General features: G+C 66.4%; 10 protein-coding genes. 9 read left to right on the forward strand and 1 reads right to left on the reverse strand.

Going from position 1 to position 15736, the window contains the following annotated elements; all coding sequences use genetic code 11:
- Positions 1 to 23 precede the first annotated feature (23 nt).
- The 3 genes from FHS02_RS28785 to FHS02_RS28795 all read left to right on the forward strand — a co-directional run bounded on the left by FHS02_RS28785 (position 24) and on the right by FHS02_RS28795 (position 5639).
- On the forward strand, positions 24 to 1673 hold the full coding sequence (locus tag FHS02_RS28785; RefSeq protein WP_175424662.1) for an alpha/beta hydrolase fold domain-containing protein: 1650 nt from the start codon (positions 24 to 26) through the stop codon (positions 1671 to 1673).
- Positions 1666 to 3888 (forward strand): prolyl oligopeptidase family serine peptidase, encoded by a 2223-nt coding sequence (locus FHS02_RS28790; RefSeq protein ID WP_175424663.1) that lies wholly within the window; start codon positions 1666 to 1668, stop codon positions 3886 to 3888. The genes FHS02_RS28785 and FHS02_RS28790 overlap by 8 nt, the downstream gene beginning before the upstream one ends.
- A 110-nt stretch (positions 3889 to 3998) precedes the next feature.
- On the forward strand, positions 3999 to 5639 hold the full coding sequence (locus FHS02_RS28795) for a GGDEF domain-containing protein (RefSeq protein ID WP_137312109.1): 1641 nt from the start codon (positions 3999 to 4001) through the stop codon (positions 5637 to 5639).
- Positions 5640 to 5648: 9 nt separating this feature from the next.
- On the opposite strand, the gene FHS02_RS28800 is transcribed toward FHS02_RS28795, so the two are convergent.
- Positions 5649 to 6602, reverse strand: coding sequence for a LysR family transcriptional regulator (locus FHS02_RS28800; protein WP_221403982.1), 954 nt, complete (start codon positions 6600 to 6602; stop codon positions 5649 to 5651).
- Between the two features lie 147 nt (positions 6603 to 6749).
- Here FHS02_RS28800 and FHS02_RS28805 point away from each other — a divergent pair, with 147 nt between their 5' ends.
- The 6 genes from FHS02_RS28805 to FHS02_RS28830 all read left to right on the forward strand — a co-directional run bounded on the left by FHS02_RS28805 (position 6750) and on the right by FHS02_RS28830 (position 15729).
- On the forward strand, positions 6750 to 7916 hold the full coding sequence (locus FHS02_RS28805; RefSeq protein WP_137312111.1) for a mandelate racemase/muconate lactonizing enzyme family protein: 1167 nt from the start codon (positions 6750 to 6752) through the stop codon (positions 7914 to 7916).
- 185 nt (positions 7917 to 8101) lie between these two features.
- Positions 8102 to 9439, forward strand: coding sequence for a C4-dicarboxylate transporter DctA (gene dctA, locus FHS02_RS28810; protein WP_137312112.1), 1338 nt, complete (start codon positions 8102 to 8104; stop codon positions 9437 to 9439).
- 36 nt (positions 9440 to 9475) lie between these two features.
- Entirely contained in the window at positions 9476 to 11782 is a 2307-nt protein-coding gene (locus FHS02_RS28815; RefSeq protein ID WP_137312113.1) for an NADP-dependent malic enzyme, read from the forward strand.
- 123 nt (positions 11783 to 11905) lie between these two features.
- Positions 11906 to 14428 carry a sensor domain-containing protein gene (locus FHS02_RS28820; protein WP_137312114.1) on the forward strand — a complete coding sequence of 841 codons (2523 nt, stop codon included), beginning with the start codon at positions 11906 to 11908 and terminating at the stop codon, positions 14426 to 14428.
- A 307-nt stretch (positions 14429 to 14735) separates the two neighbouring features.
- On the forward strand, positions 14736 to 15182 hold the full coding sequence (locus tag FHS02_RS28825) for a response regulator (RefSeq protein WP_137312115.1): 447 nt from the start codon (positions 14736 to 14738) through the stop codon (positions 15180 to 15182).
- A 139-nt stretch (positions 15183 to 15321) separates the two neighbouring features.
- The gene (locus tag FHS02_RS28830) at positions 15322 to 15729 is read left to right on the forward strand and encodes a hypothetical protein (RefSeq protein ID WP_137312116.1); all 408 of its coding nucleotides are present in this window, start codon (positions 15322 to 15324) and stop codon (positions 15727 to 15729) included.
- The last annotated feature ends 7 nt before the right edge of the window (positions 15730 to 15736 follow it).

Raw genomic sequence — 15736 nt, forward strand, 5'->3', positions numbered from 1 at the left:
TCCGACCAATGACGACCGTTCCGATGACCGACAAATTTTCTCCCCGCATTTCGCGCGACATCGCCGACCTGGTACACAGCCATCCGCTGGCGTGGATCGTTTCCGGCCCCGCCGACGCCTTGCAGGCATCCGTCCTGCCCATCCAGCTCGAATGCGATGCCGACGGCCAGCCATTGCGCCTGCTCGGCCACTTCGGCCGTGGCAACCCGCAGTGGCGGCAGCTGGCGCAGTCGCCCCGTGCCACGGTGCTGCTGCTTGGCCCGCATGGCTATATCTCGCCATCGTGGTTTGCCGACCGCACGCAGGCACCGACATGGAACTACGCGCTGGCACGGTTCGACGTCGACGTGACGATCCGCGACACGCCCGAGGATGCCGATGCGCTGCTGCGCGGCCTGGTCGCGCAGATGGAGGCGGGGCGGCCCGCGGCCTGGCACATCGGTGACATGGGTGCGCGCTATGCCGGCCTGGCGCGCGGCGTGGTGGGCTTCGAAGCCCGCATCCTGGCGGCCGGCGGCCGCTTCAAGCTGGGACAGGACGAGCGCGACGATGTCTTTGCCGACATCCTGCACGGTTTGCAGGTGAGTGCGCCGGCGGGCGAATCGCGCACGCTGGCCGACTGGATGCGCCGCTTCGCCGACCGCCCCGCCGGTGCCGTAGCGCCGCGCGCGTTGCCCGCGCCATCGCCGCTGGATCCGGACATCATGCGCTTCATCGACGATGTGCGCGAGCGGGCACGCACGCTGACCGCCGGCCGCGCACTGGACTGGCCGGAGCGCCGCATCGTCGCGCTGCAGTCGCGCCTGCCGTGGCAGCAGGGCGGGCCGTCGATGGCCAGCACCGTGGAACGCCTGGTTGACACCGTGGCGGGGCCGGTACGGCTGCGCTTCTACGACCCCGGCCCGGTGTCTCATCCGGGTAAGGAAAGGCCGGCGCTGGTCTACCTGCATGGCGGCGGCTGGGCGCTGTTCGGGCTCGATACCCATGACCGGGTGATGCGGGAATATGCGGCGCGCAGCGGCATGGTGGTGGTGGGCGTGGATTACGCGCTGGCGCCGGAAGCGCGCTATCCGATCGCCTTGAACCAGGTGGTGGGCGTGCTGCACTGGCTGCGCCGGCACGGCGGCGAATACGGCATCGATGTCGACCGGCTCGCGCTGGGCGGCGATTCAGCCGGCGGCAGCCTGTCGATGGGCGCGGTGCTGAAACTGCGCGACGACGGCGACGGCGATGCGGTCAAGGCGGTGCTCAGCAACTACGGCGGCTTCTCTCCCGACTGCTCGCCGGTGGCGCGGCAGCGCTACGGCACGCCGGACGACATGCTGACGGCGGACGAGATGGACGAGTTCTGGAACACCTACGTGGGCACCGTGGCGGACCGGCGCGATCCTTACCTGGCCACCGTGCTGGCACCGTTGCGCGGCCTGCCGCCCGTGTTCCTGGTGGTGGCCGAATGCGATGTGCTGACCGAGCAGAACATGCTGATGGCCGGCTGCCTGCTGGAGGCGGAGGTGCCTGTCAAGGTCAAGGTGTATCCTGGCGCGCCGCACAGCTTCATCGAAGCGATGGGCGTATCGAAGGTGGCCAGCGATGCCATCGACGATGGCGCCGCATGGCTGTGCCGGACGCTGTCGTATTCCCCGCTATCGAACCAGAGGATGCCGCATGACTGACCGACGCAGGTTTCTCGTTTCCGCCGCCGCGACGGCGGCCGCCACGCTGCTTCCGGGCCTGCCTGCCAGGGCGGCGAAAGCGCCCCGGTGGCCCATGCCGCCGCAGCACGCGCGCAAGCCAGCCGCGGTCGGCGCGCTGGGCTATCGCCGCATCGACGACTACGCGTGGTTCCAGCCGCGCGACTGGCACGCCGTGCTGCGCGCCCCCGACACGCTCGACGCGCCCGTCAAGGCCGTGGTACAGCGGGAGAACGACTACACTGCCGCCATGCTCGCGCCTACCGAGGCACTGCAGAAGCAGCTGAGCGGACGCATGGCGGCGCTCGAAGGCATCGCGGGGGCGCCCATCGAGGTGCGCAATGGCGACTGGCTGTACTACCGCCGCAGCCGCCAGGGCAGCGACCATCCGGTCCATGCGCGCAGGAGCGTGGCGGGCGGCGCCGAACAGGTGCTGCTCGATGTCGGCACCGAAGCGCACGGCAAGACGTTCTACAGCTTGAGCTGGGGCGGCCCGCAGTTCAGCCGCGACGGCCGGCTGGTGGGCTGGGCGGCCGACCAGACCGGCTCCGGCATCTTCTCCGTGCTGGTGCGCGAGATCGCCACCGGAAAAATGGTGGTCGACGATATCGGCGATGCGCACGGCGGCTTTGCGTTCTCGCCCGATGGCCGGTACCTGTACTGGGTCGGGCGTTCCGACAAGGGACGGCCATCGACGGTCCATCGCCGCGACCTGCAGGCGGGCGGTGCAGGCACGGAGCGCGGCGACATGCTGATCTACGAAGAGAAGGACCCGGCGTTCTTCATGGGCCTGCACACCACGGCGGCCGGCGGCTATGTCGTGATCCGCATCTTCAATGGCGACATGGCCGAAGCGCGGCTGGTGCCGATGAGCGACCCGACCGCCGCGCCGCTGCTGGTCGAGCCGCGTACACCTGGCCTCCATTACGACGTCGACGAATGGAATGGCAAGCTGCTGGTGCTGACGGATGCCGACGGCGCGGCCGATTACAAGCTGATGACGGCAAGCGCCGCCGCACCGGGCCGCGCAGGCTGGCAGCCGCTCGTCGATCATCAGCCTGGCCGCTTCATCGCGGCCATCCATCCGTTCGCCGGCCACCTGGTACGGGAAGAGTGGCGCGACGCGCTGCCGCGGCTGGTGGTCATGGCGGCCGACGGCACGGAACGCGAGATCGGCTTCGACGAGGCGGCCTACGCGATCAGCGTGCCGGCAGGGCAGGGGTGGCATTCGCCCACGCTGGCATTCACCTACCAGTCACCCCGCACGCCGGCCGCACCGTGCGCCTTGACGCTGGCCACCGCGCAGTATGCCCGGGCGGGCAAGCCGGTGGCATCGAAGGCTTTCGACCGGCAGCGTTATGAAGTACGCCGCCTGAACGCCAGGGCCGACGATGGCGCGCTGGTGCCGATCACGGTGCTGATGCGCAAGGGCCAGAAGCTCGACGGCAGCGCGCCCCTGTTCCAGTATGGCTACGGTTCCTATGGCGCCACCGTGGATGCCGATTTTTCGCCGGCGGCGATCGCCCTGGTGGAGCAGGGCTGGATTTACGCGATCGCCCACGTGCGCGGCGGCGCCGAGCGTGGCACCGACTGGTGGCGCTCGGTGCTCAAGCGCGGCAAGCGCAAGACCTTTACCGACTTTATCGCCTGCGCGGAATTCCTGATCGCGCAGGGCTACACGCGCAGGCAGCGCATCGTCGCACATGGCTATTCGGCGGGCGGCCTGTTGATGGGGGCCGTCTACACGATGCGGCCCGACCTGTGGGCGGGCGTGATTGCACAGGTACCGTTCCTGGACGTGCTGAGCACGATGGAGCATTTCGACATCCATCCGCTGGGCACCACGTCGTTCCCGTTCTGGGGCGACCCGCGCATCCCGGAAGACCATGCCTACATGGCCAGCTATTCGCCGTACGATAACCTGCGCCCCGCGGCGTATCCGGCGCTGCTGGCGCAGGGCAGCGTGGCGGACGACCGCGTGGCGTTCTGGGAACCGCTGAAATTCGCCGCGAAGGCGCGGGGACTGACCACGGCGGGCAATCCCATCCTGTCGAAGACCCTGCTGTACGCGGGCCACATGGGCGATCCGGGCACCAACGCCGCGCGTGCCCAGCATGCGACGTACCTTGCCTTTGCCATCTGGGCCGCGGAGCGGCGCTGGGGCGAGGTGCCGCAAAGGCCGACGCCGGCGGGCTGAGCCGCGTGGCCTGTTGCCTGCCGGTGGGAAAGGAGGCACCGCAGCAACGTGCAAGGCAATAGGCACTGTGTACCGCATGGTAGACTGCCCCCAAAAGACAGGGGCCTGCCATGCACAGAATCCACCCATTCAATACGCTCAAGGCGCGGATGACAGTCATCGTCTGCGCGCTGGTCTTCCTGTCCGGGATCCTGCTGGCCATCTACGCGGTGAACATCGTCGAGCGCGACATGGCCAAGCTGGTCGGCGATCGCGAATATGCCCTGTTGTCCAGCGCGGCGGCGCAGATGGAGCAGGACCTGCAATCGAAGCGCGCGGTGCTGCGCGTGACGGCCGAAGGCATGCGAGCCGCGCAGGTCTTCCGCCCGGCGGCGGTGCGAAGGCACCTGGAGCAGGTGCCTTCGCTGGACCAGCAGTTCTTCAATACCGTGGCCATCGATGCCAAAGGCGTACTGATGACCAGCCTGTCCGGCGACGCGGCCGCGGGCCAGGCCACCGCCCAGTCCACCCTGGCCGCGCGCGAGTACTTCCAGCAAACGGTGGAGAGGCGCAGGGGGCTGCTGTCGCGGCCGCTGCGCAGTGCGCTGTCGGGAAAGCCCATCGTGCTGCTGACCGAGCCCGTGTTCAACCCGGCCGGTACCCTGCAATTCGTGCTGGCCTCCTCGATCGACCTGTCGGAGGCGGAATTCTTCCGTCACCTGGACCGCCTCAAGCCGGGCCGGAACGGCTACATGTTCGTGATCACGACGGAGGGCGTCATCCTGCACCATCCGGACGCCGGCCGCCTGCTGCGCAATGTCGCCGACGAACAGGGCGGCATCGTGCCGTCGACGCGGCAGGCGCTGGCCGGGATGAATGGCTGGGTGCTGGCCAGGAACAAGGCCGGCGTCAACTCGCTGATCGGCTACCGGCGGCTGGCGACCGCCGACTGGATCGTCGGCATCGTCTACCCGACCGCGGAGGCCTTCGCGCCGCTGGTGGCGATGCGCCAGCGCGCGATCGAGCGCACGGGCATTGCCGCGGCCGTCGCCGGCCTGCTGGGGCTGTTCGCCACCATGCTGTTGCTGCGCCCGCTGGAGACGCTGCGCCGCCAGGTGGCCAGTATCCGCCGCGGCGATGCCGGCATCGACATCATCGACCTGACCCGCCGGGACGAGATCGGCGCGCTGAGCCGGGCCATCCACGCGCTGACCGAGGAGCGGGCGAAGGCGGAGGCCGAATCGGCGCGGCTGGCCAGCACCGACTCGCTGACCGGCGTGTGCAACCGGCGCGCGATGGAATCCGAGCTGGACAAGGCCGTGCTGCGCCAGGGCCGCACCCACGGCGGCCTCGGCGTGGCGTTCCTCGACATCGACCATTTCAAGCAGATCAACGACAGCCATGGGCACGGCACCGGCGATGCGGTACTGGTCGAATTCGCCAGGCGGCTCAAGCTGGCCGTGCGGGGTACCGACATCGTGGCGCGCTACGCGGGCGACGAATTCGTCGTCGTCTTCGAAGGGTTGTTCTCGGCCGACGAATTGCCGGCCCTGGGAGCAAAGATCGTCGAGGCCATGCGCGTGCCGTTCGACGTCATCGCCGGCGGCCTGAATGTCACCACCAGTGTCGGCCTGGCCTTCAGCGGCGCCGACAGCACCCGGGAAAGCCTGCTGAAGTGCGCGGACGAAGCCCTGTACGCGGCCAAGGCCGCGGGCAGGGACGGCTACTTCGTCGACGGGATCGTGGCCCGCACCTGCGGCGCCGGGCACTAGCGCAAGGCCTTATTCCTGCGCCTGCTTGCGCGTCTTGCGCGAACGCGTGCCCGCTGCGAGGTGCTCGCGGACACCGCCGCTCCGGCTGTCGAGCGCGGCCTTGAAGTGGTCGGCAAGGAAGTCGATGAATACCCGCGCCCGCAACGGCAGGTTGCGGCGCTCGGGGTAATACACAAACAAGTCCGCCGGCGGCAGCTTGAAGTCCGGCAGGACGATCCGCAGGCGGCCGCTGTCGAGATACCTGGCCAGGTCCCATTCCGACCGGATCAGGATGCCGTGACCGTCCAGTGCCCAGCCGAGCACGATGTCGCCGTCGTTGCTCGACAACATGCCATGCACCTTCACCACTTCGCTGTGGTCGCGGTGCAGGAAGCGCCAGATGCCGTAGGCGTCGTCGTTCTGGCGGTGGATGATGCAGCGGTGCGCGGCCAGGTCGGCCAGTTCCCGGGGCGTGCCATGGCTTTCCAGGTAGGCGGGCGAGGCGCACAGGAAACGCCGGTTCGACATGATGCGGCGGGCGCTGAGCCGTTTGTCGGGCAGGTCGCCGAAGCGCACGGCGAGGTCGAAGCCGCTTTCCACCAGGTCCACCGGCCGGTCGGTCACCTCGACCAGTACCTCCACTTCGGGATAGCGTTTCGCGAACTCCGACACCAGCGGCGCGATCGCCGAGCGGCCGAAGTTCAGCGTCGCGTTCACCCGCAGCAGGCCGCGCGGCATTGCCCGCCCCTGCGAGACCAGATCCTCCATCTCCTTCACGTCCGCCAGGATCCGGGTGGCGTGCTGCAGGTAGGTTTCGCCCTCGCTCGTCAGGCTCAGGCTGCGCGTGGTGCGGTTCAGCAGCCGCACGCCCAGGCGGCTTTCCAGCGTGGCAAGCCGCTTGGTGGCAGCCGGCGGCGTCAGGTCGACGGCCCTGGCCGCGGCCGACAGGCTGCCCAGCCGGGCGATCAGGACGAACAGCTGCATGTCCGAGGTGGGGTCATTCTTCACTTGTATTCACTTTTGAAATCAATCCGGGGAAATTATAGACGCTTGTTTCGCGATTAATCTATGGGTTCCCAATACCAGTCGCAGCCCGGTTCCAGGGCAAGGCGGCGCTTCCAGGAGACTCGCATGAGAATCGTAGAAATCCGTGAACAAACCCTGCCCATCAGCTCGCCGATCCGCAACGCCTACATCGACTTCAGCAAGATGACGCTGAGCCTGGTCGCCGTGATCACCGACGTGATCCGCGACGGCAAGCCGGTCATCGGCTATGGCTTCAATTCCAATGGCCGCTACGGCCAGGGCAAGCTGATGCGCGAACGCTTCATCCCGCGCATCATGGAAGCGGACCCCGCTTCGCTGGTCGACGACGCCGGCACCAACCTCGATCCGCACAGGATCTGGAACTGCATGTTCACCAACGAGAAGCCGGGCGGCCATGGCGAGCGTTCGGTGGCCATCGGCACCATCGACATGGCCGTGTGGGATGCGGTGGCCAAGATCGAAGGCAAGCCGCTGTTCCAGCTGCTGGCGGACCGCTACGGCAACGGCCAGCCGGACCGCAAGATCTTCGTCTACGCCGCGGGCGGCTATTACTACCCGGGCCAGGACCACCAGAAGCTGAAGGACGAGATGCGCAGCTACATTGACCGCGGCTACACGGTGGTCAAGAAGAAAATCGGCGGCGCCTCGCTGGACGAAGACCTGCGCCGCATCGACTCGATCCTTTCCGTGCTGGGCGATGGCCAGAAGCTGGCGGTGGATGCCAACGGCCGCTTCGACCTGGACACGGCGATCCAGTACGCCAAGGCGCTGTCGCAGTACGACCTGTTCTGGTACGAGGAACCGGGCGACCCGCTGGACTTCGAGCTGCAGGCCACGCTGCGCAACTACTACAAGAACCCGATGGCCACCGGCGAAGACCTGTTCTCGATGCAGGATGCGCGCAACCTGATCCGTTACGGCGGCATGCGCGCCGACCGCGACTGGCTGCAGTTCGACTGCGCGCTGTCGTACGGCCTGGTCGAATACCTGCGCACGCTCGACATGCTGCGCGAGCACGGCTGGTCGCCGAGCCGCTGCATCCCGCACGGCGGGCACCAGATGTCGCTGAACATCGCGGCCGGCCTGGGCCTGGGCGGCAACGAGTCCTACCCCGACCTGTTCCAGCCGTTCGGCGGCTTCCCCGACGGGGTGGCGGTCGACAACGGCTACATCACCATGCCGGACCTGCCCGGTATCGGCTTCGAAGGCAAGGCGGACCTGTTCGCGGAAATGCAGAAGCTGTCGGCCTAGTGCTTCCTTAGCCGCCCCGCGTGACGGGGGACCGGTAACGCCTCCGCAGAAGAGGCGCGGTCCGCCAACGATTCGACCCAGAGGACGTGGACCATCGCAGCTGCCGCCGTGCGCAGCTGCGACGGTCGCGCTCGTCCATCAGAAGTCCGGAACGCAGTACGAAACATTCGCAACAGGAGGCAGCCATGCGAACCAACGTCATCGGAAAATCCCTTTCCAAACTCTATGTCCAGGTCCTGATCGCCATTGTCGTCGGCATCGCGCTGGGCCATTTCATGCCCGACCTGGGCGCCCAGCTGAAACCCCTCGGCGACCTGTTCATCAAGCTCATCAAGATGCTGCTGGCGCCGATCATCTTCGCTTCCATCGTGGTCGGCATCGCCCGCATGAACAACGTCCACGAAGCGGGCCGCGTCGGCATCAAGGCCGTGCTGTATTTCGAGATCGCGTCGACCCTGGCGCTGGCCATCGGGCTCGTCGTCGTCAATGTGTTCCAGCCGGGCGCCGGGATGAACATCGACCCCGCGCACATCGACGGTTCGTCGGTGGAAACCTACGCAAAGCGGGCGGAACAGCAGGGCGGCGCCTTCGATTTCATCCTGAATATGGTGCCGAACAGCGTGGTGGGCGCATTCGCCGCCGGCGAAATGCTGCCGATCATCTTCTTTTCGCTGCTGTTCGCCATCGCGCTGGCCCGCGCCGGCAAGACGGTCGAACCGTTCGTCGACATGCTCGACCAGTTCCTGCAGGGGATGTTCGGCGTCGTGCGCATTGCCATGTACGTCGCGCCGCTGGGCGCCTTCGGCGGCATGGCGTTCACCGTCGGCAAATACGGCATCGGCACGCTGGCCTCGTTCGGGCAGCTGATCCTGTGCCTGTACCTGACATCGGCCGTGTTCATCGTGCTGGGACTGGGCATCGTCATGCGCGCCTGCGGCCTGTCGCTGTTCAAGTTCCTGCGCTACATCAAGGACGAGCTGCTGGTCACGCTCGGCACCGCATCGACGGAAGCGGTGCTGCCGCAGATGCTCGTCAAGCTGGAAAAGCTGGGCATTCCGAAGCCGGTGGTCGGCCTGGTGCTGCCGACCGGCTATGCCTTCAATGCCGACGGCACGGCGATCTACCTGACGATGGCGTCGATCTTCATCGCCCAGGCCATGAACATCGACCTGACGCTGTGGGACCAGCTGGTGCTGCTGGGCGTGCTGCTGTTCACGTCGAAGGGCTCGGCCGGCGTGGCCGGCGCCGGCTTCGTGGCGCTGGCGGCCACGCTGGCCTCGATGCACAAGATTCCCGTCGAAGGACTGGTGCTGCTGCTGGGCGTCGACCGGTTCCTGAACGAAGCGCGGGCGGTGACGAACCTGGTGGGCAACGGCGTTGCCACGGTGGTGGTGGCGCGCTGGGAAAAGGCCATCGACATGGCGCAGGCCAGGGCCGTGCTCGAACGCGGCGCCGCGTTCGGCGACGACCAGCCCGCCCCTGTGCTGGAGCCCGTCGTACCCGTCGCACGGATGCAGAAGTAATCACCGCCCATTACCCCGAATCGAACAAGGCTCGACATGACTTCCGAAACCTCCGCGCTGCGCCAGGCAGCGCTCGACTATCACGAATTTCCCCGGCCGGGCAAGCTGGAGACGCTGCCGACCAAGCAGCTGATCAACCAGCGCGACCTGTCGCTGGCCTATTCGCCCGGGGTGGCATTTCCCTGTGAAGAGATCGTCGCCAACCCGCTGAACGCCGCGCGCTACACGGCGCGCAGCAACCTGGTGGGCGTCGTCACCAACGGCACCGCGGTGCTGGGGCTCGGCAATATCGGCCCGCTGGCGTCCAAGCCCGTCATGGAAGGCAAGGCGGTGCTGTTCAAGAAGTTCGCGGGCATCGACGTCTTCGACATCGAACTGGACGAATCGGACCCGCACAAGCTGGCCGACATCATCGCGGCGCTCGAGCCCACGTTCGGCGGCATCAACCTGGAAGACATCAAGGCGCCGGACTGCTTCGTTGTCGAGCGGGAGTGCCGGGCGCGGATGAAGATTCCCGTGTTCCACGACGACCAGCACGGCACGGCGATCGTTGTCGCCGCGGCCATCATCAACGGCCTGCAAGTGGTCGGCAAGCGGATCGACGCCGTGAAGCTGGTGGCCTCGGGGGCCGGCGCGGCGGCGCTTGCCTGCCTCGACCTGCTGGTCGACCTGGGCATGAACCTGCATAACATCTTCGTTACCGACCTGGCCGGCGTGGTCTACAAGGGCCGCGCGGAACTGATGGATCCGGACAAGGAACGCTACGCACGCGACACGGGCGCCCGCACGCTGGCCGACGTGATCGGCGACGCCGACGTGTTCCTCGGGCTCTCGGCGGGCAATGTACTGAAGCCGGAACTGGTCATGACGATGGCGCCGCGGCCGCTGATCATGGCGCTGGCCAATCCGACGCCGGAAATCCAGCCCGAGCTGGCCCTGCAGGCCAGGCCGGATGCCATCCTGGCGACCGGCCGCGCCGACTATCCGAACCAGGTCAACAACGTGCTGTGCTTTCCGTATATCTTCCGCGGCGCGCTGGACGTGGGGGCCAGCACCATCACCCGCGAGATGGAAATCGCGGCCGTCAATGCGATCTCCGAACTCGCCCGGCAGGAGCAGAACGACGTGGTGGCCGCGGCCTACGGCACCGCCGACCTGGCGTTCGGCCCCGATTACCTGATCCCGAAGCCTTTCGACCCGCGCCTGATCGTGCGGATCGCGCCTGCGGTCGCGAAGGCGGCCATGGCCTGCGGCGTGGCGGCGCGGCCCATCGACGACATGGCCGGGTACGAGCAGCACCTGCAGCAGTTCGTCTACCACAGCGGCAGCCTGATGAAGCCGGTTTTCCATGCGGCGCGCGCCATCGCGGCGGAAAGGAAGCGCATCGTCTTTGCCGAAGGCGAGGAAGAGCGCGTGCTGCGCGCCGTGCAGATCGCGGTGGACGAGGGCATTGCGCGCTCGGTGCTGGTCGGCCGGCCGGACGTCATCGCCCGGCGCATCGAAAAACTTGGCCTGCGCCTGGCGAAGGACCGGGATTTTACGGTTGTCGACACGGACCATGACCCGCGTTACCGCGAGTACTGGATGGCCTACCATGGGCTGATGGGCCGCAAGGGTGTCACCGTCCAGATGGCCAAGCTGGAGATGCGCCGGCGCACCACGCTGATCGGCGCCATGATGGTCCGTAACGGCGAGGCGGACGGCATGATCTGCGGGACCATCAGCACGCCCCACCGCCACCTGCATTTCATCGACCAGGTCATCGGCAGGAAGGCCGGTTGCAGCGTGTACGGTGCCCTGACCGCGCTGGTGCTGCCGGGACGGCAGATCTTCATCGCCGATACGCACATCAATGCCGACCCGACGCCTGCCGAACTGGCTGAGATCGCGCTGATGGCCGCCGGGGAAGTACGCCGCTTCGGCGTGGAGCCGAAGATCGCCTTGCTGTCGCATTCGAACTTCGGTTCCAGCAATGCTCCCTCTGCACAAAAAATGCGGGATGCGCTGGCGATCCTGCGGGAGCGGGCGCCCGGGCTGGAAGTGGATGGCGAGATGCACGGCGACGTGGCGCTCGATGCCGGCCTGCGCAGCAGGACGCTGCCGGAATCGACGCTGGAAGGCGATGCCAACCTGCTGATCCTGCCCGATATCGATTCCGCCAACATCTCCTACAACCTGCTGAAGGTGGCGGCCGGTAACAATATCGCCATCGGTCCGATCCTGCTCGGCGCGGCGCAACCGGTGCATGTGCTGACGCCGTCGGCAACCGTGCGCAGGATCGTCAACATGACGGCCCTGCTGGTGGCCGGTATCGGCGCTGGCCGGGATGCCGACCTGGGTTGAGACGGGGCCGGAGCCAGGCAATCGTGTTCATGGCGAAACGACTGCGTACCAAAAAGAAAGTCGTGGCCAAACCTGTCGTGCAGTCCTACACTGCAAGGCAGGCCCTTCTCTTCACACGGCGTCATGACCGGATCCGGCATCCATAGTCGCGTTCACTCCAGCCCCGGGGACGAGAGTCCTCCTGGCGGAGAGAATGCGGACGACGCCGAATCGGCCCTGACCTATCGCATGGCGGCGGAGAGTGCCGGCATCGGTACCTGGACCATCGATCCCGTGGCCCGGACGATCGTTCTTTGCCGCACCATGTCGGCGATGCTCGGCCTGCCTCCAGCCGTCCATCTGCAGCCAACCGGCGAATGGGAGCAGGGCATCCACCCGGACGACCTGGCGGCGGTCAGGAAAGCCCTCGGCGGTTCGATCGCCTCGAAGCAGTCGTTCAGTCTCGAGCACCGCATGCGCCGGCGCGACGATCGCGTCATCTGGCTGCTGACGCGTGGCAGGGTGGTCGACGCCGGCAATGGCACGCGCCAACGCCTGGTCGGGGCCTGCGTGGATGTCACCGACCGGAAAAAGGCCGAGGAGGCCGCCAGGTCCGTCGAGGAACGCTATCACCTGCTTGCTGAAAGCAGTCCGGACGGGATACTCGTCAAGGAAGGCAGCCGGATCCGCTACGCCAACGCGGCGGCGGCGCCCATTTTCGGCGCCGCCCATGCCGGCGATCTCATCGGGCGGTCTGCGGCCGACTTCTTCGATGCCGTCACCGTCGAGATCTTCGAGCGCACCGTCAGCACCGCCGTGGACTGCGGCGGGGCGCCCGTCACGCTGGCCGCGCGCCGCCTCGATGGCGCCATGGCCTTCGTCGAAGTCAGCACCAACAAGGTCAGCTGGGAAGGCAAGGCAGCCGCGCAGGTACTGATCCGGGATGTCACCGAACGCAGGCAGATCCAGAGTGAAATGTCGCTGATGCACGAACGGTTGAAGTTTGCCGTCGAAGGCACTGGCGACGGTATCTGGGACTGGGACCTCGTCACTGACACGTTTACCTTTTCCGGCAAGCTCAAGCAGATTTTCGGCTGGGAACCGGACGAACCGATCGACGGCAAGGTCGACTGGAGCCGCTTCATTCATCCGGAAGACCTGCCGCGCGCCACGGCATTGCTGGGCGCGTGCGTGAAAGGCGAAACGCCGATCTACGAATGCGAGTATCGGCAAGCCACCAAGCAGGGCCAGTGGCGCTGGGTATTGTCGCGCGGCGTGATCGTTGCCTGGAGCGAGCGCGGCAAGCCTGTCGCCATCGTGGGCACCACGTCGGACATCACGGCGCGCAAGGAAGCCGAAGAGCAGGCCTGGCGCCACGCCAACCTGGACATCCTCACCGGCCTGCCGAATCGCCGCCTGCTGCGCGACAGGCTGGAAGCGGCTATCCACGAGACACACCGCCTGCACCAGACGCTGGCACTGCTGTTCGTCGACCTCGATGGCTTCAAGCAGGTCAACGACCTGCTCGGGCATGACGCCGGCGACCTGTTGCTGTGCGAGGTGGCGCGCCGCCTGAAGGAATGCGTGCGCGAGTCCGACATTGTCGCGCGCCTCGGTGGCGATGAATTCACGATCGTCCTGACCGGCCTGGACGAGGCGTACCACATCGAATTCGTCAGCGAAAAGATTTTGCTCGCGCTGGCCCTTCCATTCACGCTCGGCAACGAAAAAGGCTATGTCACCGGGAGTCTCGGCATTGCGGTGAGCCCCTTCGATGCCACGTCGGCCGACGAATTGATGCGCAAGGCCGACCAGGCGATGTATGCGGCCAAGCAGGCGGGCAAGAATCAGTTCAGCTATTTCACCCGCGAGATGGACGAACGCGCGCATGCGCGCCTGCAACTGTCCTACGAACTCAGGCATGCCGTGGAACGAAACCAGCTGTCGCTGTGCTACCAGCCCATCATCGACCTGCGCACCGGGGTGATGGCCGAGGCGGAAGCTCTCGTGCGCTGGAAGCATCCGTCACTCGGCAATATCGCGCCATCGCTGTTCGTACCGATCGCCGAGGAATGCGGCTTGATCAACGCGATCGGCAACTGGGTCTTCCAGCAGGCGGTTGGATGCTCCAGGCGCTGCAGCCAGCATGCGAAAAAGCTGATCCCGATCGGTATCAACAAATCCCCACTGCAGTTCATCCGCCAGGATGAGGAGTCGGACTGGCTCCAGTACCTGGAGCGCATGGGTATCTCCGCGAACAGCATCATCGTCGAGATCACCGAGGGCTTGCTGCTGCATCCCTCGTCGAACGTGAACAAGATGCTGATGCAGTACGCGCAATCGGGCATGCGCCTGGCAATCGACGACTTCGGCACCGGGTACTCGTCGATGTCGTACCTGCACAAGTTCCATATCGATTACCTGAAGATCGACCAGTCGTTCGTGCACGACATTGAAACGAATGCCAGCCATCGCACGATTGCGGAAACGATCGTGATCATGGCGCACCGGCTTGGTCTGGAGGTGATCGCGGAAGGCATCGAAACCCGGTGCCAGATGGAAATCCTGGCACAGGCTGGATGTGATTTCGGCCAGGGCTATTACTTCTCGAAACCGGTTCCGGAGCGGGAACTGCTGGACATGCTGCCGCGACAGTTCATTCATTGACCAGTGGCGGCGCCTGGCCCGGAAGGAGCCGGGGCACGGAACGTGCGGGGCTGTGCGGTTGCAGTAGGCCAGGCATGGCCACCGGGCCGCGGGCGTGCGTACTTTGCCATCGGCAGGCGCACGCCCGCCTCAACAGGATTCGAACCCGGCATGGGCAACTTCGCGACCGCCGTCATTTAACGTCGATAGCGCCATGGTAGCGTGTTACACTTGATGCAGGGAAAGCCCAGTTATCGCTTTTCCTACCATCCCGGCCGAGCCAACGCCGCTTGCAATGTCGCCTTGCGACGCTTTCGGACACACGGCCATGCTTACTTCCTCTCCCCGTATTCTTATCGTCGACGACATCCACGATGCCGCCGACCTGCTCTCCGACGTCCTCGTTGCCAGGGGTTTCAACGCCCGGCCGGCATACGACGGCGTCCAGGCCCTTGCGGCAGTAGAGAACTTCCAGCCTGACATCGTGTTTCTCGACCTTGGCATGCCCGTCATGGATGGCTACGCCACTGCCTGCGCGTTGCGCGCCAGGCCAGGTCCGCAGCCAATGCTCGTCGCGCTGACGGCGTGGGGCGATGCCGCCACCGCCGCGCGCGTGGCCGCTTCGGGGTTCGACCGGCATCTCGTCAAGCCGAGCAGCCTGGACGAGATCATGTCCATCGTCCTCGAGCGGTCGCGCGCGCGCAAGGCCGACGCGCCGGCCGATGCGGCTTCCGCGATGCAATCGGGCGCTGCTTTTGCGGCGCAGGCTCTATGATGTCGCCCTGCAAGACCTGGTTCACGCAGGGCGGTGCGACGACGCGCCGCCATGGAGCCAGGCCGCTGCGGATGATGTCATGATCTAACAACGAGACCGGTGGTTTGCGGAGGCTTGCCGGTCCTTTCGGGAGCACCAGATGAAAACCTTTAGCACTCCGCCTGCGAGCGCCGCAGATGCCGATATCGACGGATATGTTCCGGACGACTTCCCCGTACACGATGAACTGCTCGACCTGATCGACGACGACGAGCTGCCGGAAGGCGTGCTCGACTACAGCGTGCTCGACAAGCAATTCCACAGCGCATATCTCGACCGCTACCGCACCTGCCGGGACCTCGCCGTGCGGCTGAGCGAACAAATCCGGCAAAGCGGCCAGGCGCCCGCAACGTCCCTGCTGCGCAGCCACATCCTGGAGCGATACCGCATCTCGCTGGCCAGCTCGGGGTGGACCGCGCCGGAAGAGGCGTACTGGGTCACGCACCGCGTCGCGCTCCTGCTGGGGTGGGACAATCCCGCGATGCTGGTGCGCAAGCTGGCGCACTGAAACCATC

Source organism: Pseudoduganella umbonata (assembly GCF_014192225.1).
Lineage (GTDB): Bacteria > Pseudomonadota > Gammaproteobacteria > Burkholderiales > Burkholderiaceae_D > Rugamonas > Rugamonas umbonata.

What these genes read in the sequence shown, in the direction of transcription:
- FHS02_RS28785 (WP_175424662.1), top strand. Translation starts at nt 24, where the DNA reads ATGACCGACAAATTTTCTCCCCGCATTTCGCGCGACATCGCCGACCTG.
- FHS02_RS28790 (WP_175424663.1), top strand. Translation starts at nt 1,666, where the DNA reads ATGACTGACCGACGCAGGTTTCTCGTTTCCGCCGCCGCGACGGCGGCC.
- FHS02_RS28795 (WP_137312109.1), top strand. Translation starts at nt 3,999, where the DNA reads ATGCACAGAATCCACCCATTCAATACGCTCAAGGCGCGGATGACAGTC.
- FHS02_RS28800 (WP_221403982.1), bottom strand. Translation starts at nt 6,602, where the DNA reads ATGCAGCTGTTCGTCCTGATCGCCCGGCTGGGCAGCCTGTCGGCCGCG.
- FHS02_RS28805 (WP_137312111.1), top strand. Translation starts at nt 6,750, where the DNA reads ATGAGAATCGTAGAAATCCGTGAACAAACCCTGCCCATCAGCTCGCCG.
- dctA (WP_137312112.1), top strand. Translation starts at nt 8,102, where the DNA reads ATGCGAACCAACGTCATCGGAAAATCCCTTTCCAAACTCTATGTCCAG.
- FHS02_RS28815 (WP_137312113.1), top strand. Translation starts at nt 9,476, where the DNA reads ATGACTTCCGAAACCTCCGCGCTGCGCCAGGCAGCGCTCGACTATCAC.
- FHS02_RS28820 (WP_137312114.1), top strand. Translation starts at nt 11,906, where the DNA reads ATGACCGGATCCGGCATCCATAGTCGCGTTCACTCCAGCCCCGGGGAC.
- FHS02_RS28825 (WP_137312115.1), top strand. Translation starts at nt 14,736, where the DNA reads ATGCTTACTTCCTCTCCCCGTATTCTTATCGTCGACGACATCCACGAT.
- FHS02_RS28830 (WP_137312116.1), top strand. Translation starts at nt 15,322, where the DNA reads ATGAAAACCTTTAGCACTCCGCCTGCGAGCGCCGCAGATGCCGATATC.